Here is a 23,557-nt window from a genome sequence, read left to right as displayed (position 1 = left end):
CATCGGAATTATAGCCTGCTTTCGGAGTGCATTCCGCTCGCTCCGGGTCACTCGCTCGCGTCCCGCTGGCACTGCACTCCGAAAATTATTATTCCGATGCAAAGTCAACGATATGAGTTATGAGTTGTGAGTTGTGAGTAAAAAATTAAACACGGTATTACCAATTACCAATTACCTTCAACTTTTACATAAAAATCGGGGAAGATTCCTAGTTACTGCTGGCGTGACAAATGCGATTTTTGCCTTGGGTTTTGGCTTGATAAAGGGCGCTGTCAGCGCCCAGAATTAGGGTGTCGGGAGATTCCTGGGCAGAAGGAATGGCCGTAGCAGTGCCGCCACTGAGGGTAACGTAGGGGCCGATCGACGATCGCGCGTGGGGCAGTTTCAAGCTGGCGATGCGGTCACAAATTTCCCGGGCGACAACGTTTGCCCCTTCGGCGCTAGTGTTCGGCAGCACTACGGCAAATTCTTCGCCGCCGTAGCGGGCGGTCAAATCCCCAGCCCGCTTGGCAGCTGTGGCGATCGCCCCGGCAACTTGGCGCAAACAATCGTCCCCGCCGACGTGCCCGTAAAACTCGTTGTAAAGTTTAAAAAAGTCGATGTCAAACATAATTAAAGACAGCGGCAGTTGCTCTCTTGCCAATCTGCGCCACTCTAATCTGAAAACGCGATCGAACTGGCGACGATTGGCAATGCCAGTCAGTCCGTCAGTAGTTGCCAGTTGGTGCAATTTTTGATTGGCTATTGCTAGCTGGCGGTAAAGTTGAGATTGTTCGATCGCGATCGCCATTTGATTTGCCAAGTGCTGTAAAAAATCTATTTCCCACTGCTGCCATTCCCTGACACCGCTGCAATTGTATGCTGTCAGCATTCCCCACAAACTATTGCCATTGGATGCGATCGAATCCGGCGCACTTGAACCCTGCGCCTGCGGTTTGCCATTCGCCGACAGCCCGATATAATTTTCGGCTGCATCTTCTGTTTTTTCTACTTCCCAAACAGTGCTTCCTAGTCTTTGTTTTACCGTTTCCCAGTCGCCAGATTGCCAAATTGGCACGCTTACAACTGCTGTCATTTCACAATCTGCCAGCAATTCTTTGCAACTGCCAGTCAAGTCGGCAGCGCTGACATCTGCTATTGCTTGTACCGACTGGGATTCGACCAAAACAAAGCATGACACCGCCAAAGCAGCACTAATATTTTGGTTTTCAATATAACCCAATGGCAAACCCTCACCTGCGACGATCGCACCTTTTTGCTCTTCCCCGTCGAGTTGAGACGCCCAATCCTGACAGCGATAAATTAAAACGCGGTCTGTTTTGAGAAATTTGCGCACTTCTGCGACGGTACTTTGGAGAATACTTGCCGCGTCTATTGACGATCGAATATGTTCGATCATTTTGCCCAACAGCCGCTCTCGGAGGGTCTGCTGCCGCAATTGTTCTTCGATTTGCTGGCGTTCGATCGCGTAATGGATTGCCCGCACCAGCATTTCTCTGTGAAATCTTCCCTTTACCAAACAATCTTGAGCGCCCCAGCCCAATACCGACAGCGCCGTATTTTCATCGTTGATATCTCTAAGCACCACAATTGGCACAGTGGGCCATCGCGCTTTCAAAACTGCGATCGTCTCGCTTCCCCCCAAACTGTCTGACACTGACAAATCTAATAGTACGGCGTCAAACTTTTCTACTTCCAGACACGCGACTCCTATCTCCAGAGACTTAACAGTTTGGAGAAGAAATAGAGACTCGCTCAATGACCCTAAAAGGTCTTCGATCATTGTCGGAGCTGCGAGGTCATCCTCAACCAACAAAATTTTCAGACATTGGTTACGTATTAACACAACTATAGCGTTCGGAGCGGGTCGAAGGAAACTTGTGAGTTTTGATAGCGATACTTGCGAGCGGGCTAATCTGTCAGTTTATCAAATTCACTCTACACTCAAACTATCGATTTAGCCCTCAATTAAAGCTTACATATCCGGCGGCAGTGAAACAATTTCAAACCAATACTCACATAAAGTCTTCATTACTTCAAGCAATCCTTCAAAAGTGACTGGTTTGGATATGAAAGAATTGGCACCCAAGCGGTAGCAAAGCAAGATATCTCCGCTGCGGTGCGAAGTTGTGAGGATTACAACCGGAATCTGTTGCAAATGAGGGTCAGATCTGATCGAAGTTAGTGTTTCTCGCCCGTCAAGCCTCGGCATATTCAGATCCAAAAGTATCAGGTCTGGCTGGTGCCAATTGCTGCTACCAACATATTGACCGCGACGGTACAAATACTCTAGCACTTGTTCTCCATTTTCCACAAACTTGCTCCTAATTCCTAATCGAACTTCTCGCAGTGCTTCCTCCACCAAAAAGCGCGTGTCCTCGTCATCGTTTGCTATTAAAAGAGTAAATTTTTTCTTTTTATAATTCACGCCTTTGCCTCACTAAGAACGGCTTTTGGGAGGTGGCGGGACTTTGATCCGTGTCTGAGCGCCTGCAAAGCATCTGTTGCCATCATCCGGCAAATCTGGCTGAGAATACTGAATTTGTGTTGCAGCAATTTACGGTTTTCGTTGATTTGCAAAGGTTTGCGAATCATGCTTGTTTCACTTGGCAGTCTGTCCGAGAACCGGCAAACTGCAAAGACATCACAAATCCTTGTCCGCGAACTACTAGGGAAACTACTGCATCCCAAAGCAAGATGCTCTGGATACAGTTGAAAAAAACTGACAAGTCTTACGCGCACCGCTGATTTATAAATTGTATAAGGATCGAGCTAATACATTTATCCTGATAGATTTTTAGCTCGATGTCATCAGTGAATATGCTACACTTTATGAGCATTTTTGTAAAGAAAAGATAAAGATATTTAAAGCTTAAGTAAAGGACGGGTGACTGCTGCAGGCGGAGTGCTGACTTCACTTTGGTATAGGAATAGAAAAATAAAAAGTCGAGCCTCGATTGGGTTCTGATTCTACCCAAAGGCGGCCGCCATGCCGAGCGACAATTCTTTGACAAATCGCTAAACCGATACCAGTTCCAGAATACTGTTTTTGGCTGTGCAAGCGCTGAAAAAGCTGAAAAATTCGCGGATGGTACTGTTCGGCAATCCCAATACCGTTGTCCTGCACTGAAAACACCCAGCTATCCCCCTGACGCGAAGCGCTGACGCGCACCATCGGCGCCTCGCTGCTGCGGTACTTAATCGCGTTGCCAATTAAATTTTGAAACAGTTGCAGCAGTTGAAAACTGTCACCTCTTACCCTTGGCAAATCGCCCCTAGTAACAGAAGCTCGATCTTGGCGGATGGCCAACTGCAAATTAGCGCAAGCATCCTCAAAAACCAGATTGCAATCTATCATATCAAAAGGTTTCTCGCTGCGACCTACCCGCGAATATTCCAGCAAATCATCAATCAGTGCCTGCATCCGCCCGCAAGAGTTAACAATATTGCGGATAAATTTATTTCCTTGGGCATCAAGTTGGTTGTGACAGCGCTTTTCTAATAGTTGAGCGTAGCCCGCAATCGTACTCAAAGGCGCTTGTAAATCGTGAGAAGCCACGTAGGAAAACTGTTCGAGTTCGGCATTAGAACGAGTTAATTCTTGAGCGTAGCGGGTTTGAGTGTCTAAACTCGCTTGCAGCAGTTCTTGTACTAGCTTGCGCTGGGAAATATCCTCGATAGCACAAATCAAATACTGCGGCGTCCCATTGGCATCGCGCATTGCCGAAACAGTAACATTTGCCCAGCGCACTGCCCGATCTTTGCAGAGCAAACGCTTTTCCATAGAAAAAGTTTGAATGTTCCCGGATAACAGCGATCGCACGTATTCTCTATCAGCTTCGATATCATCCGGGTGAGTAATTGCCTGCCAATTTTTCTGCAACAATTCCGATTCTGCATAGCGGACAATTTGGCAAAAGCCGGGATTTACCCGCATAAATTGACCGCTAAGCGCAGTTTTAGCTATGCCGACCGCAGCTTGCTCGAATATGGCGCGGAAGCGTTCTTCGCTGTCTCGCAGGGCAATTTCTGCTCGTTTGCGATCGGTGATGTTGCGAAATGTTACTGCCAGGCCATCGTTTAACTTGACCGCAACAATGTGCAGCCAAACAATTGTATCTCGCTCATGTTCGTAAGAAAATTCTCGGTCTACAGTTTCTCCTGTTTCTACTACAGAAACATACAAATCAAATAACCCATTATTGCGAACTTGGGAAAGTTCGGCCAACAAATTCTTGCCAACTATCTCATTTAATAGCAGACCATAAAATTTTTCTGCTGCAGGGTTAATCGACAGCCACTGGAAATCCACAATATTTCCCTCACTGTTGCGGACTGCAGAATAAGCCACCACACCGTCTAAGGAACTATTTAATATGCTAGCAAGCAGCGACTGCGACTGTTGCAGTTGATAATTTTGCTCTTTTAATTGCTGTTGCAGTTTTTGCAAGCCGACTTGCTTGTCGATGCGCGCTAAAACTTCTTCTACTTGAAATGGTTTAGTAATATAGTCGGCGCCCCCAACTCTAAAAGCTTGTAATTTATCGTTCATTTCATCTAATACGCTTAAAAAAATCACCGGAATTTGTTCGGTTTCCGCTGTCGCTTTCAGTCTCCGACAAACTTCATAACCGTTCATTTCCGGCATTCTAATGTCGAGCAAAATTAAATCGGGGCAATGGGCGATCGCCACATTCAACGCCAGTTGACCGCAAATAGCTTGGTAAACTTGATACCCCTGGGCTATTAGCAGCTTGGATAAAAACCGCAGATTGCTCGGTTGGTCATCAACCACCAATACTTTAATTTCGCTATTATCCATTTATTTTAAACTCGATTGAGTTAAATCCATTATCTTGTCGATTCGGTAATCAGTAAGTAAATCTTTTAAAGCATGAGCTAACGTTGGATGACTTTCCCAAATGCGATCGACAATTTCAATCGCCAGCTCCTCATTAACATCATTAGCTGCCTCGTAGAGTTCCTGCACCCAACTTTGAGGCATCTGGGCCAGCAGCCCTCCGAAAAATGAATCGGGTTTTTCGCTCACAAAATAACGCCCTAAACCCCCGACTGGAAGCCGGGGCAACTCTTGATAAAGATAGCGCACTCCCAAGTAGCAAGCCATCTTATCAAAGAGGATTTGTTCTTGAAAAGGTTTTCGCACAAAATCGTCGCAACCTGCAGCAATAATTTCGCCTTTTCTTTCCTCAAAAGTGCTAGCAGTCAGAGCAATAATTACAGTTCGCCGCTGAGTTTGTTTCTCTTTAGCTCTAATTTGTCTGACAGCTTCAAAACCGTCCATTACTGGCATTCGTGTATCCAGCCAAATTAAATGAGGCTGCCAACTTTCCCAAATTTCAACACCTTGGTGGCCGTTTTCCGCTTCTCGGATTTCAAAACCAATTGGTTGCAGCATTTTAACCAGCAGCCGCCGATTTTCTTGATTGTCGTCAATTGCTAAAATCCGATAAATCGGTTGATCTGCTTCTAATCCGATCGCCCGCTGCAATGTCGCCACTGTTATTTCCGACGAAATAGCGGGAAATACTCGGATATTAAATTTAAAACTCGTTCCCTCACCTAAAACACTTTTGCACCCAATATCTCCGCCCATAATCTGCACATATTTTTTAGTAATTGTCAAACCCAATCCCGTACCGTCAGCCGCATTTCTACCTGCTTCAGTTTGCACGAAAGCATCAAATAAAGTGTCAATTTCGGCTGCTGCTATACCAACTCCCGTATCTTCAACTTCAAACAAAATTAAAAATGGCTCGCCCGAGGTAGAGTTAGGATAAATTTCCGATTCGGCGAGCTGCTGCTTGCTTTCCACGCTCACGCGCAGGCAAATACGGCCGCCGTCGAGAGTAAATTTTATGGCATTTCCCAGCAGGTTAATTAAGCAGACGCGCAGCTTTTTTTCGTCAGTTTTTATATAGTGGGGAACATTCGGCTGCACGAAAAATTTCAGTTGCAAATTCTTAGTTTCAGCTTTGATTTGAAACATCTCTTCGAGAGTGTCAAGAAGTTGATAAAGGTCAAAGCTGCGTTCATCTAAGGCAATTATCCCTGCTTCTATTTTCGACAAGTCTAAAACATCGTTAATTAGTTCCAGCAAATGTTGACCGCTGCGGTTAATAATTCGGAGATTTTCGAGATTTTCGTGGCCCAGGAAAGAGTCGCGGCTCATGACTTCGGTAAAACCCAGGATGGCGTTCAGGGGAGTCCGCAATTCGTGGCTCATGTTGGCAACGAATTGACTTTTTGCGAGCGATGCTGCGGCCGCGGCTTCTTCGGCTTTTTTGCGTTCTATTATTTCTTGTTGCAGTTCGGTATTGCGATCGAGCAATTGTTTTTTCAGTCTTTGGATAGTTAGTTGGTGTTCGATTCTCGCTAATACTTCTGCTACATGAAAGGGTTTTGTGATAAAATCCACACCTCCAACTTGAAAGGCGGTTACTTTGTCCAATACTTCATTTAAAGCGCTGATAAAAATAACGGGAATTTCTGATGTTTTCGGATCTGCCTTGAGCTGCATGCAGACTTCGTAGCCGTCCATTTCCGGCATTTTGATGTCGAGCAAAATCAGGTCTGGAGAACCCGCTCGCGCCGCTCTGATTGCCATTTTGCCGTTAATTACGCCCCGAACTTTGTAGCCGCGATCCAACAGCGTTGCTGATAAAACTTGCAAATTTTCTGGAGTATCATCAACAATTAATATGTTGGCTTTATTCTCTTCTGTTTTATTGGTGGTCATCGAGCGATATTTTGTGTTAAATTGAGAAGAGTTGAGATTATGAAAACTGGTTAAATAATCATTATAGCACTCCCTCGTGAATCAACTACTTTTATATTTACATAACTTATAACAGTAGAGATTTTAGATTTTAGATTTTAGATTTGGGAATGACTGATGATTAGCAGGGTTGGGAGCTTGGCTACAGGTAAATTAGCCGATCGCCCGCAGGCAATTTTACAAATAGTCGATCGACCTAAATCATCAATCATCCCGAACCCGCCCCTCGCACCTCGAACCTCAACATCCATCCCTTAAATCCGTTATACAATCCGTTGCCGAACTTCCTTCAAAAATTTCTAAACTCCTCAATCAAATCGATAATCCGATCGCACCGGAAGTTATTCGCCAAATCCGCGAGCGCCCTGCTAAAATCAGCATTAATCGGAGGAATCAACAACAGCAGCCGAAAAATCTCCTCGTTATCAACCGCATCCGCCGCCGCGTACAATTCATCAACCCATTCAGCAGGCATAGCTTCAAAAAATGAAGCATTGAGCGTAAAAGGAAAATCAGCCGTTTCAGTTGCCGTAGAAACCTCACCCGACGCCACAGGCTCAGAACTTGGCGAAGCTTCTCGATCGTAAACATAGCGGACTCCCAAATACTTAGCCATCTTTTCCAGAATCACTTGCTCCCGAAAAGGCTTCGCTACAAAATCATCGCAACCAGCAGACAAAATCAGCGATCGATCCTCATCAAAAGCACTTGCCGTCAGAGCAATAATCACCGTTGCTTGACCTTTCAAATGCGCTTTAATCTGTTTAGTAGCTTCATAGCCGTCCATCACCGGCATCCGCATATCCATCCAAATCAAATGAGGTTCCCAACTCGACCACATTTCCACAGCTTGAACGCCATTTTCAGCGTCCTGCACAGCAAACCCGAGGGATGTCAGCATTCTGACCAACAGCAAGCGACTTTCCAGGCGATCGTCAACAGCTAAAATGCGGTATTCCGGCTGTCCGGGTTCGAGACTCACAACGCGACGAGCGGTTTGAGCCACCTGAATTTCCACTGCATTAGGGAGCGACACTTTAACATCAAATCTAAAAATGCTGCCGCGACCGACGGTGCTTGTCACAGTTATTTTTCCTCCCATTAAATGCAGGAATTGTTCGCTGATAGGCAAGCCTAAACCCGTTCCTTCTTGAGCTTTTCTCCCGCTTTCTGTTTGTGCAAAAGGTTTAAACAACTTGTCCATTTCTGCCACAGAAATTCCCAAGCCCGTATCTTCAACTTCAAATAGTAAGCAGCAAGTGTTATTTAGGGAAATCAGTCCGTCATTTTTATTTGCTAACAGCTCATGTTTAATTCTCAAGTTAACACCACCTTCCGCAGTAAACTTAATAGCATTACCCACTACATTAATCAATACTTGGCGCAACTTGCTTTCGTCGGCTTCTACGTATTGAGGTAAGTCTGGCGTGGAATCAAAAATTAACTGCAACCCTTTTTTTTCCGCTTGCAGCTTCAGCATATCTTCAGTATTCTTTAGCATTTTATGCAAATCGAAGGTGCTGTTATTAAGTGTCACAAGCCCGACTTCAATTTTTGACATTTGCAGAATATTATTGATCAGCTCGAGCAAATGTTCCCCGCTGCGGCTAATAATTCCTAAGTATTGCTGTTGGTCGGCACCGAGGGCTGCGGAGCGAGCCAGCAGTTGGGTGAAACCGAGAATTGCGTTGAGGGGAGTTCGCAATTCGTGGCTCATATTCGAGAGGAATTCACTTTTCGCCCTGTTGGCTCTGTCGGCTTCTTCTTTGGCTTTTTGTAGGGCTATTCCTGCTTGTTTCCGCTCAGTAATATCGCTAGTTGTGCCCGTTGTGCCAGTGATGTTTCCTTCTGCGTCGAAGCGCGCGATCGCCTTCGTATTTACATCAATCAATCTGCCGTCTTTTCCTAATACTATACTTTCGTACTGAAACACAGCATCTCCCGTCAGCAAGCACTGCTGAAGTTCCCAGCTGCGGTCTATTTGTCCTGCCGCTAAGAAATCGCTAAAAGAACAGCCGATCATTTCTTCAGGGTCGTAACCGTAGATTTGTTTAACGGCTTGGTTCACAAAAGTAATATGTCCTTCAGCATCGCAAGACCAAATAATATCTTGGGAAGTTTCCACTAAATGGCGGTATTTTTCTTCGCTCTCTGCTAGGGCGATCTCGGCCAGCTTGCGGGGGGTAATGTCCATCAAAGTTGTGAAGAGTTTTGTCACTTGCCCTTGTTGGTTGACAACTGCTTCCCCTCTGGCTTCGATGTAGCGGATGAAGCCACCTTCACTTGTTTGTGCCGGGCAGTTATCCGCAGCAATTGTCGGTTCCCGCCGCAGAATTCGATATTCCAAACTGTAGCATTGTCCGCTAGCAATAGCAGCGTCGATGGTTGTTTGCCACTTCTGTCGATCGTCCGGATGCACGTATTGCGAAAACTCAGTTAGTGTTGGCGGCACCTGGGTTGAATCGAGCCCGAAAATCCGAGATAATTCTTCCGACCAAGTAGTTGTGTTAGCCGAGAAATCGCATTCCCAATTACCGACGCGGGCGATTCTTTGCGCTGCTGCTAAAGAAGCCGCTACAGCTTGGAGTTTTTCTTCAGCTAATTTGCGATCGCTAATATCTTGAATCACAGAAATCACCGAGGTTTCGCCATGAATGTCAATAATTTCTGCTGACAGCAGCCCGGTTCTGAGTTCCCCACTTTTAGTGCGAAAATTAAATTCGTAGTTGAGAACTTTTTTTTTCTCGTCTAACATTGTCAACAACTTGGCGCGGGCTTCTTTACTTTCCCAAAGATTCAAATCAAGCGCCGTGCGATCCATAATTTCTGCTGCCGAATAACCGATTGTCTGGCAAAAAGCCTCATTAATTTCTAAATAACGACCATCTTTAAGTCTGGTAATAGTAATCGGGTTGGGAGAAGAACGAAAAGCTTTGGCAAACTTTTCCTCAGACAAGCGTAGTTGTGCAGTCCGCTCCTCAACCACAGTTTCCAATTCTTGATTCAGCTTTTGGAGTTGAGCGTTTTGTTCCGCTAATTGCTTCTCCATAAAATAGCTGTTGACCGCTTCTTTCACAGTCAATTTCAAATCTTCTGACTGCCAAGGCTTCGATATGTAGCGGTACAATTTAGCATATTTAATAGTATTCGCCACTGCTTCAAGGTCTGCTTGACCCGTCAGCAGAATTTTGATAGTTTTTGGCGAAATTCTGTGAATCTGCTTCAGCAATTCGTCTCCTTTGATATTTGGCATCAGATAGTCGGAAATTACTGCCACGATTTCGCAGCCCTCTGCCAGCAATTCCTCGATTAGCTCTAAAGCATCTTCGCCGCCTTCAGCGGTTTCTAATAAGTGTTCTTCTCCCAGGGCTTTTTTTAACTCAATTTTCAAACTTTCAAGAATTATCGGTTCGTCATCCACGCAAATAATCACAGGTTTATTGTTCATATTTTTGCCAAACCCGATTTGAGAGTTTCCACTAATTCTTTGCGATCCCAGGGCTTATACAAACAGCGGTGCAAGTTTGCTTGCTCTTTCACCCGTGCTATTGCTACTTCGTCGGCTTGCCCGGTCAGCATGACTTTCACAATCTTGGGATATTTTTGGTGAACCCGAATCAAAAATTCGTCTCCTTTAATACCTGGCATTAACCAGTCAGATACTATGACAAAAATATCACTTTCATCTTCTTCTTGAATTTCCTCGATAATTTCCAGAGCTTCATCTGCATTTTCTGCTACTTCATAGAGGTAAGCATCCCCAAATTCTTTTTTAAGTTGAATTTTTAAACTGTTTAAGACCACAACTTCATCGTCAACGCACAAAATTACTGGTTTTGGCATAAAACTTTACTTCTCTTTAATTTGAAAATTTGGGGCATTTCCCCATTTTTTTAATTGCTATCCGGGATTTCGATGGGCAAGGATATAGTAAATTTTGTTTTACCGGGAACGCTTTCTACTTGCAGTTCACCTTGGTGTTTTTCCAGAATTTTCTGAACTATATCCAATCCCAAACCGCTGCCTTCTCCTGGAGGTTTGGTCGTGAAAAACGGCTCAAAAATTCTCGGCATAATCTCTGGGGGAATGCCTTGGCCACTGTCGGTAATACTGACTAATATTACGTTATCTTGGTGTTTGACATCAATTTTCAACACTCCTTTGTGGCCCATCGCTTGTAAAGCATTGTGAATCAAATTCGTCCAAACTTGATTGAGCTCATCAGGATAGCATAGCACAGAGGGCAAATCAGTACCATAGTTTCTGACTACTTCCACACCGTGTTTGATTTGGTAGTGGTAAAGCGTTAAAACAGTCTCAATACCGTCGGTAATATTAGCGATGACCTTGGAACCAGACTGGTCGTAACGAGAGTAGCTTTTCAAAGCAAAAACGATTTTAGCTGCCCTATCTGTCGCCGTAGCAATATTTTTAGTGCTTTTTTGTACCGTAGCGAATTGGTAGGCAGTTTGTAAAATATTTTGACTTTGGCTATCTTTCAATAAAGGTAAAAATTTTTCTAAATTGCCTATGCCAATATCTAATAATGTACAAGCAAGGCTGTCCGCGTTCTCAATTTTTTCTGATTCCAATTGCCGCTGCAAAAGTTTTTTCAACTGACGTTTTTCTTTACTAGATAAGGTGTCTGTTTCTTGGCTTGACTTGTGCAGCAGCGCAAAAAAATCCTGCTGCCTTTCCGGGGATAGTTGCTGGAAAAATATCGGCAACTGCTGCAATTGTTCGGCCCAGAAGTCGGCGATGTTCTGCACCGAGGAGCGAATCGCCCCTAAAGGAGAATTGATTTCGTGAGCAACTCCGGCAATTAACTGTCCGAGGGCTGCCATTTTTTCTGATTGAATCAGTTCTTTTTGAGTGCGCTTCAGTTCTTCCAAGGTATGAAATAATTCTGCATTTTTTTGGCACAGCGCTGACTCGGCTATTTTGCGGGCGCTGATGTTGCGGGCAACCCAAATCACTGCATCTTTTGAGAAGATAGAAATGCAGGCAGAAAACCAAATTTCGCGGTCGCCAACTGTTAAGCTGTAGTCGAAATTGAGCGTTTGTTGCGTCTCTAACACCTGCTGAACTAACACCCACCAATTATCCGGGTTGTTGTCGTCAAAAAAATGTTCAATCGTCAGGCTGACTAGATCGCAATCCGGCTCGGAAAACGCAGCAGTATTTGTCGGCAAAACTTCTATGTTGCCCTGATTGTCTAGCACGAAAACGATGTCTGTCATCGCTTCAAAAACTGCGCGCACTTTGCTTTCCGAAAAATGCAATTTTTTTTCTAGCAATTGGCGACCGCTAATTTCTTGCTGCAATTCTTCGTTGCTGGCTGCTAGTTGAACCGTGCGGTCTTGAACTCGCTGTTCGAGTTCGCTGTTGAGGCGGCGGACTTCAGCTTCAGCGGTGGCGCGGTCTTGTATTTCCTTTTTTAACTGACTGTTAGCATTAATTAATTCTAAAGTTCGCTGTTTAGTTTCTTCTTCTAAACTTTTATTTAAAATCCTCAACTGTTCCTCTACTGCGGTTCTCCGAAGTGCTTCTGTTTGCAATTGTTCGTTGACTTTTTTTAACTCCTGGAGCTTTTCGGCAACTGTTTCTTGCAAAAGCTCGACATTCGCTTGCATTTCAATCGGATCTAAGGCTTGCAGCAGGGTACTTTGGGTGACAATTCCGGCTAAATATCCTCCCTCGTCCACCACCACCAAGCGCCGGATGCGGTGCTGCTGCATGAACTGGTGAGCCTGCCACAATGTGGCTTTTACCTGCAGCGACATCAGGGGAAAACTCATGGCGGCGGCGGCAGGAGTGCCGGCGAAATCAAGTCCAGAAACTTGGAATTTAACAATGTCGCTTTCTGTAATTATGCCCACAGGTTTCTGATGTTTGTTGTCGCTGTCAGTGCAAATGACTGTGCAGCTTTGGCGCTGGGTTATCATCTGTTTTGCGACTTCTAAAACAGAGGTGCTAGTTGAAGTAACTATTACTTCTGCGGTCATAATTTCTTCTGCGCGCCACATTTTCAGCAAGTCGCCCGGTTTCAGGATTTGACGGATGCTTTCGCAGGTGATGGCGCCTCGCAAGTTTCCGCCTTCGTCTGTGAGGGGCAAGTGACGGATTCTTTTCGATCGCAATATGCTCAATACCCTGAAGATATTCCCCGCTTTATCGAGGTTCAGGGCGATCGGGTTTTCAGTCATTACCTCAGAAATTGCCACCCCTGCTAGCGGTATTTCCCTAGCAGTTATTTTCACAACATCGCGCTCTGTAAAAATTCCGAGCAGTTGCTGGCCCTGAGCGATTAAAATGCAACTGGCCCTCGCCTGAGTCATGGCAGCGATCGCGATTTTCAAGGGTGTTTCTGGAGGCAGCACCGGCGGTTTGGGGTCGATAGCCTGTTCTAGCAAGCTTTGGGTATCAGAAACTGTGGTTGACATGGGCAAATCAAGGGGGATAGATGCAGGTGGAACCGGCAATTAATACCATTTTAGATTTCAGATTTTACAGTTGCGGCACGCTGACCGCAATCGAGGTTTGACATCGGTCTAGAGTTGCATTTTTAGTCGCGCATCGGTAGGATTTTTAGTGCGATAGCGCTAAACGGCGATCGGGATTGACACGTTAAAAGTCCTTTGACTTATAACTGACGCTACTTCTATTTTAACCGAATGTTTTTCCACAATTTTTTTAACAATATCCAGTCCCAACTTGCAGCGTTCGTTAGCGTTTTTTGTGGTAATGAACCGCTCCAAGATTCGCGGCAACATCTCCGGGGAAATCCCCTTGCCGCTATCCGTGACGCCCAAGAGCAGGATCGGATTTTCATCTATCACCCCTACTGTTAAAACTCTGCAATTGTCCATTGCCTGAATAACATTGTAAATCCGATTTGTCCAGACTTGAATTACTGCGCCTGGATAGCACAGTAATTCAGCGAGTCGGTTTTGATAATTTCTGGCAACTCCTACTCCGTATTTTAGTTAGTTGTAAAAAAGAGTTAATATAGTTTCACTGCCGTCATTAATATTGGCAATTACCTTTTTTTCTGTACTGTTATAGCGAGATTTTTGAAAAAAAGCCAAAAATACTTTTGCTGCTCTATCTGTAGCAGTAGCAGCCGATGCTCTTCTTGGCCTGTGGATAAAGTGCAGGGAATATCTGCCTGACTCAGGCAGTTAAGCACCCCTTGATGAAATATTTGATTGCACTGCCAGTTTATTAATTGTTTGAGTTGAGCGAGCAGGTTGCTAGACTCGGCAATCTCATGTTAGAGGTCGGTAAGCTCTTGCCCGACAAAATAGGAATATTGAGATTTGTGTTTGTCACAATAACCGACCACTTCCAAATCTCCGTTTTTGAGCGCACTTTGATAGCTTTCTCGAAACCTTGGCAGGGTTTCCCTGACATGATACTTGCTCTCAGAGAGCCAAGCTGCTACTCCATATAATATCCTGCCTATGAGGCTTTTGGTATTGAACATCGATACTAAGTTTAAAGCCAATTCGCCTAACTTATTTGCCGAGTTAATGTCTTGAGATTCGCAGTTTAAAACAACGCCCCAAGGCGGATAGAAAAAGGCAGAAATCGGTGAATTTCCATACTGCAACACTTCGGACAGTTTTTGATGGCAAACCGTAGAATAAGGGTTTCAGGGCGATAAGTCCGAGGGCTTCGCTTGCCGAGGTACACTATAGGCTTTCTGGTAAATCAAGGGTTTCAGACTAGGACCTCAAAACTTAGTTCGCTTACGCACGCAGACCGCAGAAACCCGGTTTATTAGTATATTTCTCCTTCCTCGACGCAAAATTTTTCGTAGAAACCGGGAATAAGGGCCTCCATGCTTAAGCCCTGAAACTGTCCAAAGTGTTGCAGTAACTCCTAACCCAGAAAATTACTTTGCCAGCAATTGTAAATAATAACCCTGCCTTTGTGCGCAAGCATTTAAGGCAGGGTTATTATTGAGTATTCCGAATTCTCAACGTTGACACTCAAGCGGGCCCAAGCCGTACTTGATTCAAGAATCGATCGATATGCGACCCTCAAAGGAATTGTCAAGGTGCCTCCTTACGCTCAAAACAACTGACTTTCGTCGCTGCAATTGCGCTTACTTTTGATATGGGGATTTGCTTTCGGAGTCCATCACTCAGCCTGTTAGGTGCGCTCAACAATTCACTATTACTCGTTCAACCAGGCTACGGCAATACCGAGACGAGCTAAATCAGGAGTTTCACCTTATTAAAATTGTTTCGACACGCAGACAGTTATTCTTACTTGCTCCTCAACTATAACAAAAGATTAATGGGGAATAAATTCCCTCGGATCCTCTTTCCTCAAGCGGGCCGGGGCCACTCAGCTTCCCGACTCCCGTATTATTTTTGTGAAGCGAGCGCGCTGCTGCCGGATTCGGCTACCGACGAGTACACTACTCGCCCAATCGAGTTATTTTAGCGCTGCGTTGGGCCAACATCAGCAGTACATAAATAGTCATTACATAGCCGGCGGCCAGAATGGGAATAATTAGAGGAATATCGCGATAAATCATAATTAGAACCAAAAGTCAAGGACAAGGAGGAGGAGGAGGACAAGTTCAAGACCTACTACATTAAGTCAGCACGCAAGACCATGCCTTGGTTCTGAAGGCTGCTTTTCCATATCAAGCCTGCGGGAACATTTAGGCGTTCCCGGTCAATAATGATTTACTGCTTTACAGATGCTTAAACAGCCTAAAACCATCCACTTTAGCTGCTTTGAGCTACCGTGCATATAACATGGGCTAGTCTTAACTCCTGAAAAATTTTAGCTACGAGGAACTAAAAATCTGTCCCAGAAATTTTCGCTGCGATCGACTAACTAGGCTGGCTCTAAGAAACTCTTACAGGGCCCTAGAAGCTACCTGCCAGTCTGGCTGTACTTAATGTATAGAATTGTTTAAATCCTTAACTCCTATAATAGCACAGGGTTTCTGGGATTTAGAGATTTTTGGGCAATGTCCTTAACAATTCTATACAATAGGAGCAACCCCTCTGGCAGCCGGCTACTCGCCTCTGGCAGTCGCGTGGCTAGGATCGGCTGCAGATGACAAATAACTGCCGATCGCCTAGATTTTTCTTTCCTATTGCAGAGAATTACCTTAAAATAAAGATATGATATGTAAAATTTTGTTACTTTACCGCTTGAGTCGGCGTATCCATGATCTCTAGCACTCTCCTATTTTCCTCGGTTGAAGAAGACCTGCGACTGTTGACAGAAAACTTAAAACAGTTAGTGGGTGCCCGCCATCCCATATTGTACGCGGCTGCAGAATACTTATTCGGCACAAAGGGAAAACGGGTGAGACCCGCAATCGTCCTGTTAATAGCCCGGACAACTATGCCCGATCGCCCAATCACAGAAAAACACCGCCGCCTCGCTGAAATCACGGAAATGATCCACACAGCAAGTTTGGTTCACGACGACGTGGTAGACGAGTCGGATCTGCGGCGGGGAGTACCGACGGTACACAGTCGGTTTAACAACCGAGTGGCAGTATTGGCGGGAGATTTTCTGTTTGCTCAATCTTCCTGGCATTTGGCAAATCTGGACAACCTGCCAGTAGTCAAACTGCTTTCGGAAGTGATTATGGATTTAGCGGAGGGGGAAATTCAACAGGGACTAAATGGATTTGACACCAGCTTGTCGATCGAAGCGTACCTCGAAAAAAGTTACTACAAAACAGCGTCTTTAATCGCCAACAGTTCCAAAGCAGCCGGCTGTCTGAGCGAGGTTTCAGCGGAAATAGCAGACGATTTGTACAACTACGGGCGCAATATTGGTTTAGCCTTTCAAATAGTAGATGATATATTAGATTTCACCGCTTCAACGGAAACTTTGGGGAAACCCGCAGGCTCGGATCTCAGAAGCGGGAATCTGACAGCGCCAGCCCTATTTTGCCTAGAAGAAAAGCCTTACTTGGAAGTTCTCATAGAACGCGAGTTCGCCGAAGAAGGAGATATAGAGCAGGCCCTGGCATTGGTAGAAGATTCTAAAGGCATAGAGCGATCGCGAGAACTAGCCACCCATCACGCACAGAAAGCCGTCGAATACTTAGCTCCGCTGTCGCATTCAGAGTCCCGCCAAGCTTTGATTGACTTGGCAGATTACGTTTTGAGCCGACTTTATTAGAGGTGAAAAAGTTACATACACTTTACGAGGAATTGGTAATGGGGAATTAGTAGTGGGGAATTGCAATGAGTAATGCCCCATGCCCGATGCCCAATGTCTAATGCCCTATTACCAATTAATAGGAAATTGAGTTGTTTAAGCAATATCCGGCGGTGGAGCCGATCGATACTGTTGCAAGTAAACGTTAATTAAATTCTGCACTTGCTCGCGAGGGATTTCGGTTCCGACTTCCTGATTGCCGGGACTTTCAAAAAAAACAATGCTGTCGAGACCTTCAAGAGCTATCATCTGAAATAAAATGTGAGTGACAGGCAAAAGCACCGGTCTGAGGCGATCGCCCCCAGCAGCCGCAGCCTGCGACGCATCTTTAAGACTGGTCCAAGCATAAATCACCCTCTTCTCCCGTCCTGGTTCCTTGAGATTGCTCAAAACCACGATCGCCCAACTTTGGTCTACCGCTTGCAGGATCGAGTATTCGAGGTGCTGTAGCTGTTGGGCAATTAACACCAGGGCCGGGGCGATCGCCTGTAAGATTTGTGGCGTCGAACCGTCGCGCGGAGCTTTTTCGATCAATGCTTGAATCTGTTGGTCTAAATCCATCAGTCAGTTCTTTGATATCTAAAATTAAAAATTTCAGGTTAGCAGGTGCCCGTCCAAGTATATATTACCCAGGACTGCCCCATAGAGATAGTACGCCATGTGGGGAACGAGCGTCTCGATCGCGAGCCCGCCTGGAAAACGGAACTAGGGACTTGAGCCCCCGGGATCTAACAAACAGACTTGCCACATCAAGCTATTTCCACTATAGTTCAATACGGTTTAGTTAAGGCTCAAATAGTAGTAGACTAGATATTATATACAAAAATGGAAATAAAGTACAGTACATCTTAAAGAATGTTCATTAGTCTCTCCCACTATCCAAAGTACCGAGATATTTAAAGCCATAGAGATAGCGATGACCGCATCTGCAATCGCCTCTTCCATTGCGAAAACGAAGGTTGAAGAGAAACGTCATCGCCAAGAGCCAGCACAACTGGTAGTGTGTCTGGTCATAGCAATGAGCCTGCGGTCAAAAGATTCAATGCGGGATGTACTAAAAAATCTGATTGATGGTCTTAATGAAGCATAGGTAAAAATTGGTAAGAATTGGCGTATCCTTTGTAAATCAGCCATTACCCAACCCCGACAGAGATTAGGAGCAGGCGCGATCGGACAGTTAGTTCATCAGTTGGTGCGACCAATGCCTACGGGAGAAACAATAGGAGCTTTCATAATAAACTCAGAATCGTAGTGATAGATGGGACTTGCTTAGATCTCCTACATATTGATGAAAAATCCATAGTTTTTGGTCGGGAAAGGAAGTCGTCCAGGTACAATATCCGCATTTCCCTGCATCTAGATTACTCATTTTAGTAGAAGCAGGAACACGTTTAATCTTTGATGCCTTAATCAATACTTCGGACAGTTTTTGATTGCCAACCGTAGAATAAGGGTTTCAATGCTCCAAGGCAAGTTCCCTACCAACGGAAAATCGAGGGTTTCAGACGGCGAACTAAAAACTGTCCGGACTATTGTTAATCTGTCCATATAAAATAGGAGAGAAAGTAAGAGCGTTAAAGTTGTGACGGTCAGTCACAGAAGAAATGTTTTTGATGTGAGATAGAAGTTGGTATTCCTATCCGATGGTGTCAGCCAAATTCCGTAAAGGTTGTGACTATCTGGGGCGAATTCCATCCCACGTTAAATTCACAAACGAAACGCAAGAAGAAGATGGTTCGTATTGGAGTGCGATTTATCCATCAGGTAAATTAATAAAAAAGGATTTCAGCCAATACAGCTAAAAGTTATCGAGTACACAATTTTTGCCAGATCTGGTGGGTCGATCGGCTAATCAGCCTTAAAATTGAGCCTGACAGCTCACAACTATCCACAATCCGCATCTAATCGTAATTTGGTGCCGCCGCGTGCCCCGACACCGGATTTTTGCCCGCAATGTCATCAAAAAAGTCTAACCCTAGGGTGCTTATCACCAGCCCTGTCTGGCGTGTTAAATCTGAGCCGGATACAAAGCAGAAAACGGCTATTTCACGTTCGGATTTTTCAGACGTAAAGCAATAAAAACTGCTTGGGGGAGCTTGGTTTCAAAATCAAAACGCCCAAAGTTAGTAACCTCGTTGCTTACTGAGTCCAGCGGTGCTTGCGGCGCACTCTACAAACTCAACCGGTGCGCCGAATACCAGTCGAACGCAGCCCAAAGTCCGTCGCAAAAGTGATTCTTGCTCGGTGGTGGGATAAGCTGTGTTGCATCTAGATTGCCTATGGTATTAGAGAGGGAGAGGGGGTGAAGGGGAGAGGGGGAGAGGATTTGACGATTTTTGATCGGGACTCGAAATATACAATTTAAATGCACAACAGCTTAGAAGCGGTAGCGATAGGCTTTTTCCATGCCGGACATTTTACCGCGTTCCCTGTAAAGCCGTCCTTACAGGACGGGGTTTCAACCCTCCGCTACGCTCCGCCCATTTTTCTGATGAAGAAGATTTATCTATCGCCCCCTATGACATTTCCAGCGTTTGGGGGACTTCTTCACCACTCATGAGCGGGCTGGGTGTTTATGGCGCACCTTACCCCAGATGGCGGCTCAAAGGATTTGTTGGCCTTAGTCCTATATATGTATTGTTCATATTTATAGTTGGTCGATCGTCCTTGACGCTACCCATACCTGCCGCTGCACCGATGCCTCATCAGCTACACCCCTAACTTTTCCGTTGTTAACTGCCCCAGAATTACGTCAAGTGTAACGAAATATTACAAGATGACGCTAAAGCAGCATAGAGGCTTGACAGCAAAGAATGAAGCGGCTAATCTGATATACATACCCGGGTAAGTCAATTCACTGTCATATGCAAGAAAAGCAAAAAGTTACATTGTATCTTCCACCAGAACTGCATCGCCAGCTCAAAATCCGAGCCGCAGTCGAAACAGAACCGATGTCATCAATTGCAGAAAGGGCAATTGTCTTCTACCTAGGAAATCCCGAACTGGTTGACGAAGTAGAAGCCTCCTACGGACAAACCCATCGGGTATACAACTGTCCAGAATGCACGGGTTCAGTAGTAATGCGAGATGGAGAACTGGCATCCATAACAAGTCAGCCGAGCGTATTGGCTGAGCAGGATATTCCAGTAAAGCAGGTGTCGGGCGTCAGTGCCAGCACGGCCAAACCGGGAGAGGAAGAATTGGTTCCCTGCTAAGAATGCCTTGCTTCCCCAAAAAGCTAGAACGGAAATTTTCAGTAAGAGGGCGAAGGGCAGCATTGAGATTCAGCAAAGATAGCACCGTCTCTAGTGGGTCGAGGACTATGCAAGAAGAGATCAGTATTCTAATCCAAGCTCAATATCCTCTGATCTACCTCGTGACATCCGAGGAAGAGCGGTGTGAGCAAGCAATATCGACAATAGCTCAAGCCAAACCACAGCGACGAGTATTTATCTGGACTGTAACTCACGGCATTGTGGAGTACGGTCAACCCCGCACCACCACCCAGCACAACACCGTCTCGCCAGAGGCAGCAATTGAATGGGTGATCAGGCAGCGAGAACCCAACAGTAACGCTAGCATCTACATTTTCAAAGATCTGCATCCTTTTATAGATTCTCCTCCGGTAACGAGGTGGTTGCGCGATGCGATCGCCAACTTCAAAGGAACGCAAAAGACAATTATACTGATGTCTCCTTTGCAGCAAATTCCGATCGAGCTAGAAAAGGAAGTAGTGGTATTAGACTTCGCGCTCCCAGACATGAAGGAACTCAACCAAGTATTGTCTGGCCAGTTGGAGCAAACGAAATCGCGACGCATTACCACAGAATCGCGAGAAAAACTTTTAAAAGCAGCCTTGGGATTGACCAAGGACGAAGCTGAAAAAGTTTATCGAAAAGCCCAAGTTTCTACGGGGCGCCTAACAGAAGAAGAAGTAGACATCGTTCTGTCGGAGAAAAAGCAATTAATTCGGCGCAACGGCATTCTAGAGTTCATAGAAGAAGACGAAACCCTGGATGCAGTCGGGGGTTTAGAAGAGCTCAAAAGGTGGCTCAGGCAGCGTTCCAACGCCTTTACAGAAAGGGCGAGAGAATACGGTCTGCCCCAACCAAAAGGGATGTTAATTCTCGGCGTACCGGGATGCGGAAAATCGCTGATTGCCAAGACCACCTCCCGCCTCTGGGGACTGCCCCTGCTGAGGCTAGATATGGGTAGAGTCTACGACGGCTCGATGGTGGGTCGATCGGAAGCCAACCTCCGCAACGCCCTCAAAACAGCCGAATCCATCTCTCCAGCCATCCTCTTCATCGACGAACTAGACAAAGCCTTTGCAGGAGGCACTGGTTCGGCCGACTCAGACGGAGGCACCTCCAGCCGGATTTTCGGTTCCTTCCTCACTTGGATGCAAGAAAAGACTTCCCCAGTCTTCGTAATGGCAACAGCCAACCGAATCGAGCGGTTGCCGGGAGAATTCTTGAGGAAAGGTCGGTTCGACGAACTCTTCTTTGTTGACCTGCCTACCAAAGAAGAACGCCAAGATATATTTAAGATTCACCTGTCAAAGCGGCGTCGGGAAATTACTCGCTTCGATTTAGAGCAACTTTCCAATGTTTCCGACGGCTTTTCCGGTGCAGAGATTGAGCAAGCGCTAGTAGCAGCCATGTACGAAGCCTTCGCTCAAGATCGAGAGTTTACGCAGCTTGACATCATCGCGGCCATTAAATCCACAATGCCACTGTCTAAAACAATGACCGAACAGGTCACCGCCCTGCGAGATTGGGCTAGACAGCGTGCACGGCCCGCTGCGTCTTCCGTCGCTGAATACCAGCGAATGGAATTCTAAAAGCTTTCTCCTGGTCCAAACAGGAGCAAAGGCTAGCAACAGCTAGCAGTTCGATTGAAGAGCCGCCCAGCGGCACCGTTAAATCCAGACCGTTGTTGTTTCTCTCTCAGTTTTATTAGGAGGAAATCCAATGTCTCACTTTAGCACTCTGCGTACCAAAATCACCGATGCCGAAATCCTGAAAGCATCCCTTCGCGACTTGGGCATTTCAGTCAAGTCAGAAGCTGATGTTCGTGGCTATAATGGTCAGCGCGTTCGCTCCGACATCGTGGCGATTCTGGAAGGCGAATATGACCTGGGTTGGTCTCGCAATAGCGATGGTTCCTTTGACCTGATTGCCGACCTCTGGGGCGTCGCCAAAAAGCACAATCAAACTGAGTTAATCAACTCCATCAACCAGAAGTACGCAGTTAACAAGACCTTGGCAGCAGTCAAGCAGCGCGGTTTGCAAAACGCCAACGTCAAGCTGGTAGTGCAAAACTAATCGCTGTGCACGTTCCCAAGCTCGCGGGTTAACCAAACAAACGGGTTAACCCGTTTTTAGCTAGCTAGGATGTAGAGTGGGCTTTTTGAACCGCCACATACTTTTTTAGCACCCCCAAGCAGCAGCTCTCAACCAGAGAGCTGCTGCTTTAATGGTCGGCTACCTAAGGCTTCGGGTAAGCGTCCATGGTTTGTTGATAAATTTCAAGTATTCGATCGACTTTCCGTTCCCAGTCTAAATGCTGCCGAACGCGCTCCCGTCCCGCACAACCCATACTCTGCGGCAATTCAGGCGACAGGGTGAGCTTCAGCATCGCATCTGTCAGTCCCTTGACAAAGCCTTCTTTAGAAGCGGGTTCTACTAAAATACTCCAACTAGAATTCAGATAATCCGCTGGGCCGCCCCAGTTGGTTGCTATGACGGGCAGCCCCACGGCCATTGCCTCCATCACCACTGCCCCTCCACCCTTCCGCAAACTCGGCAGCACCAGTGCATCAGCTTGTTGCAGTTTGAGAGCGCACTGCTCCTGAGACAGCCAGCCACTAAATACCACGCTGCTGTCGATGCCTAAACTAGCTGTTTGAGCTTCAAGTTCCCCTCAGATGTCGCCATCGCCGATGATTTTCAAGACAGCATCAGTTTGAGCGACGACGGCGGCGAAGGCTTCCTGCAGCAAGTCTACAGCTTTCAAGAGGATCTGCCGCCCCAAAAAAATAAAATGAACCTGCCTGGTCGCTGCTTTTGATAAGCTAGAGTCCGATCGCCACACCGAGAAATCCACGCCGTTTTCCACAAGTTCAATAATTTTACCGCGCACAAGGGCCGTCCGTGCCTGCTGCGTGCGATCGTTTGCCACTAACACCGTCTCGGCTTTTATTTTACCGCGCAAAAGACCATTGAAGAAATCGACAAACAGGTGGCCGATCGGGATGAAAAGATCGAGGGTCGGATTTTGGCGCGATCGAAAAGCCAGAGGAAATTTAACCGCCGCGTTCAGCGGCCCCATCGCTACCGGCGCCCCCAATCCGAACATCAGCGAAGGGAATGTTGCCGAGACTGGTGTCGGTTCGCGTACAACATCAATCTGGTGTTCGCTCACGGGCCGCCCGACAATACGACGCTGTACCACTTGGTTGTACTGGTGACTGATACCATTTTTCTAAAGATGTGCTAGAGATAAAGAATGTAAGATCCAAGACCATCCTGTGAGAAAACCAATGACATT

At 46.0% G+C, this 23,557-nt stretch carries 17 protein-coding genes and 4 pseudogenes; 6 read left to right on the top strand and 15 right to left on the bottom strand.

The window, feature by feature from the left end; genetic code table 11:
* Nucleotides 1-208 precede the first annotated feature (208 nt).
* From QUB61_RS15550 to QUB61_RS15500, 11 genes are all read right to left on the bottom strand, one after another.
* The gene (locus QUB61_RS15550) at nucleotides 209-1,846 is read right to left on the bottom strand and encodes a diguanylate cyclase domain-containing protein (RefSeq protein ID WP_333129793.1); all 1,638 of its coding nucleotides are present in this window, start codon (nucleotides 1,844-1,846) and stop codon (nucleotides 209-211) included.
* Nucleotides 1,847-1,975: 129 nt separating this feature from the next.
* Nucleotides 1,976-2,428 carry a response regulator gene (locus QUB61_RS15545; protein WP_333129795.1) on the bottom strand — a complete coding sequence of 151 codons (453 nt, stop codon included), beginning with the start codon at nucleotides 2,426-2,428 and terminating at the stop codon, nucleotides 1,976-1,978.
* A complete protein-coding gene (locus tag QUB61_RS15540; protein WP_333129797.1) occupies nucleotides 2,425-2,595 on the bottom strand; it encodes a hypothetical protein in 171 nt (56 codons plus the stop codon). The genes QUB61_RS15545 and QUB61_RS15540 overlap by 4 nt, the downstream gene beginning before the upstream one ends.
* A gap of 319 nt (nucleotides 2,596-2,914) precedes the next feature.
* On the bottom strand, nucleotides 2,915-4,822 hold the full coding sequence (locus QUB61_RS15535) for a PAS domain S-box protein (RefSeq protein ID WP_333129799.1): 1,908 nt from the start codon (nucleotides 4,820-4,822) through the stop codon (nucleotides 2,915-2,917).
* Complete coding sequence (locus QUB61_RS15530; RefSeq protein ID WP_333129801.1) at nucleotides 4,823-6,760, bottom strand: response regulator; 1,938 nt, start codon at nucleotides 6,758-6,760, stop codon at nucleotides 4,823-4,825.
* Nucleotides 6,761-6,897: 137 nt separating this feature from the next.
* Entirely contained in the window at nucleotides 6,898-7,050 is a 153-nt protein-coding gene (locus tag QUB61_RS15525) for a hypothetical protein (protein ID WP_333129803.1), read from the bottom strand.
* Nucleotides 7,051-7,088: 38 nt separating this feature from the next.
* Complete coding sequence (locus tag QUB61_RS15520; protein ID WP_333129805.1) at nucleotides 7,089-10,247, bottom strand: PAS domain S-box protein; 3,159 nt, start codon at nucleotides 10,245-10,247, stop codon at nucleotides 7,089-7,091.
* Nucleotides 10,244-10,642, bottom strand: a complete 399-nt coding sequence (locus QUB61_RS15515) for a response regulator (protein ID WP_333129807.1) — start codon at nucleotides 10,640-10,642, stop codon at nucleotides 10,244-10,246. Before QUB61_RS15515 ends, QUB61_RS15520 begins: the two co-directional genes overlap by 4 nt.
* A gap of 50 nt (nucleotides 10,643-10,692) precedes the next feature.
* Complete coding sequence (locus QUB61_RS15510; RefSeq protein WP_333129809.1) at nucleotides 10,693-13,242, bottom strand: CBS domain-containing protein; 2,550 nt, start codon at nucleotides 13,240-13,242, stop codon at nucleotides 10,693-10,695.
* Nucleotides 13,243-13,401: 159 nt separating this feature from the next.
* A complete protein-coding gene (locus tag QUB61_RS15505) occupies nucleotides 13,402-13,710 on the bottom strand; it encodes an ATP-binding protein (protein WP_333190015.1) in 309 nt (102 codons plus the stop codon).
* A gap of 362 nt (nucleotides 13,711-14,072) precedes the next feature.
* The gene (locus tag QUB61_RS15500; protein WP_333129812.1) at nucleotides 14,073-14,414 is read right to left on the bottom strand and encodes a hypothetical protein; all 342 of its coding nucleotides are present in this window, start codon (nucleotides 14,412-14,414) and stop codon (nucleotides 14,073-14,075) included.
* 1,580 nt (nucleotides 14,415-15,994) lie between these two features.
* Between QUB61_RS15500 and sds the strand changes: the two genes are divergently transcribed.
* A complete protein-coding gene (sds, locus tag QUB61_RS15495) occupies nucleotides 15,995-16,966 on the top strand; it encodes a solanesyl diphosphate synthase (RefSeq protein WP_333129814.1) in 972 nt (323 codons plus the stop codon).
* 135 nt (nucleotides 16,967-17,101) lie between these two features.
* Here the strand turns inward: sds and QUB61_RS15490 are convergent, their stop codons facing one another.
* The gene (locus QUB61_RS15490; RefSeq protein ID WP_333129816.1) at nucleotides 17,102-17,566 is read right to left on the bottom strand and encodes a hypothetical protein; all 465 of its coding nucleotides are present in this window, start codon (nucleotides 17,564-17,566) and stop codon (nucleotides 17,102-17,104) included.
* Nucleotides 17,567-17,936: 370 nt separating this feature from the next.
* On the opposite strand from QUB61_RS15490, the pseudogene QUB61_RS15485 reads away from it, so the two are divergent.
* Both QUB61_RS15485 and QUB61_RS15480 read left to right on the top strand, forming a co-directional pair.
* Nucleotides 17,937-18,417, top strand: a pseudogene (locus QUB61_RS15485) (transposase domain-containing protein); the annotation flags it as partial.
* 132 nt (nucleotides 18,418-18,549) lie between these two features.
* Nucleotides 18,550-18,827, top strand: a pseudogene (locus QUB61_RS15480) (IS4 family transposase); the annotation flags it as partial.
* A gap of 301 nt (nucleotides 18,828-19,128) precedes the next feature.
* Here the strand turns inward: QUB61_RS15480 and QUB61_RS15475 are convergent.
* Nucleotides 19,129-19,257 (bottom strand): annotated as a pseudogene (locus QUB61_RS15475) (helix-turn-helix domain-containing protein); the annotation flags it as partial.
* A 612-nt stretch (nucleotides 19,258-19,869) separates the two neighbouring features.
* Between QUB61_RS15475 and QUB61_RS15470 the strand changes: the two are divergent.
* The 3 genes from QUB61_RS15470 (at nucleotide 19,870) to QUB61_RS15460 (ending at nucleotide 22,332) form a co-directional block, all read left to right on the top strand.
* A complete protein-coding gene (locus tag QUB61_RS15470; RefSeq protein ID WP_333129818.1) occupies nucleotides 19,870-20,220 on the top strand; it encodes a hypothetical protein in 351 nt (116 codons plus the stop codon).
* Between the two features lie 107 nt (nucleotides 20,221-20,327).
* Nucleotides 20,328-21,848 (top strand): stress-responsive protein Ycf46, encoded by a 1,521-nt coding sequence (gene ycf46, locus QUB61_RS15465; protein WP_333129821.1) that lies wholly within the window; start codon nucleotides 20,328-20,330, stop codon nucleotides 21,846-21,848.
* 130 nt (nucleotides 21,849-21,978) lie between these two features.
* Entirely contained in the window at nucleotides 21,979-22,332 is a 354-nt protein-coding gene (locus QUB61_RS15460; RefSeq protein ID WP_006635781.1) for a DUF1257 domain-containing protein, read from the top strand.
* A gap of 163 nt (nucleotides 22,333-22,495) precedes the next feature.
* Here the strand turns inward: QUB61_RS15460 and QUB61_RS15455 are convergent.
* Nucleotides 22,496-22,915, bottom strand: a pseudogene (locus tag QUB61_RS15455) (glycosyltransferase family 4 protein); the annotation flags it as partial.
* A 15-nt stretch (nucleotides 22,916-22,930) separates the two neighbouring features.
* Nucleotides 22,931-23,461, bottom strand: coding sequence for a hypothetical protein (locus QUB61_RS15450; protein ID WP_333129823.1), 531 nt, complete (start codon nucleotides 23,459-23,461; stop codon nucleotides 22,931-22,933).
* Nucleotides 23,462-23,557: the final 96 nt, after the last annotated feature.

Source organism: Microcoleus sp. C2D2, from assembly GCF_036702495.1.
GTDB lineage: Bacteria > Cyanobacteriota > Cyanobacteriia > Cyanobacteriales > Microcoleaceae > Microcoleus.
This window is presented reverse-complemented; position numbering and strand designations above follow the sequence as displayed.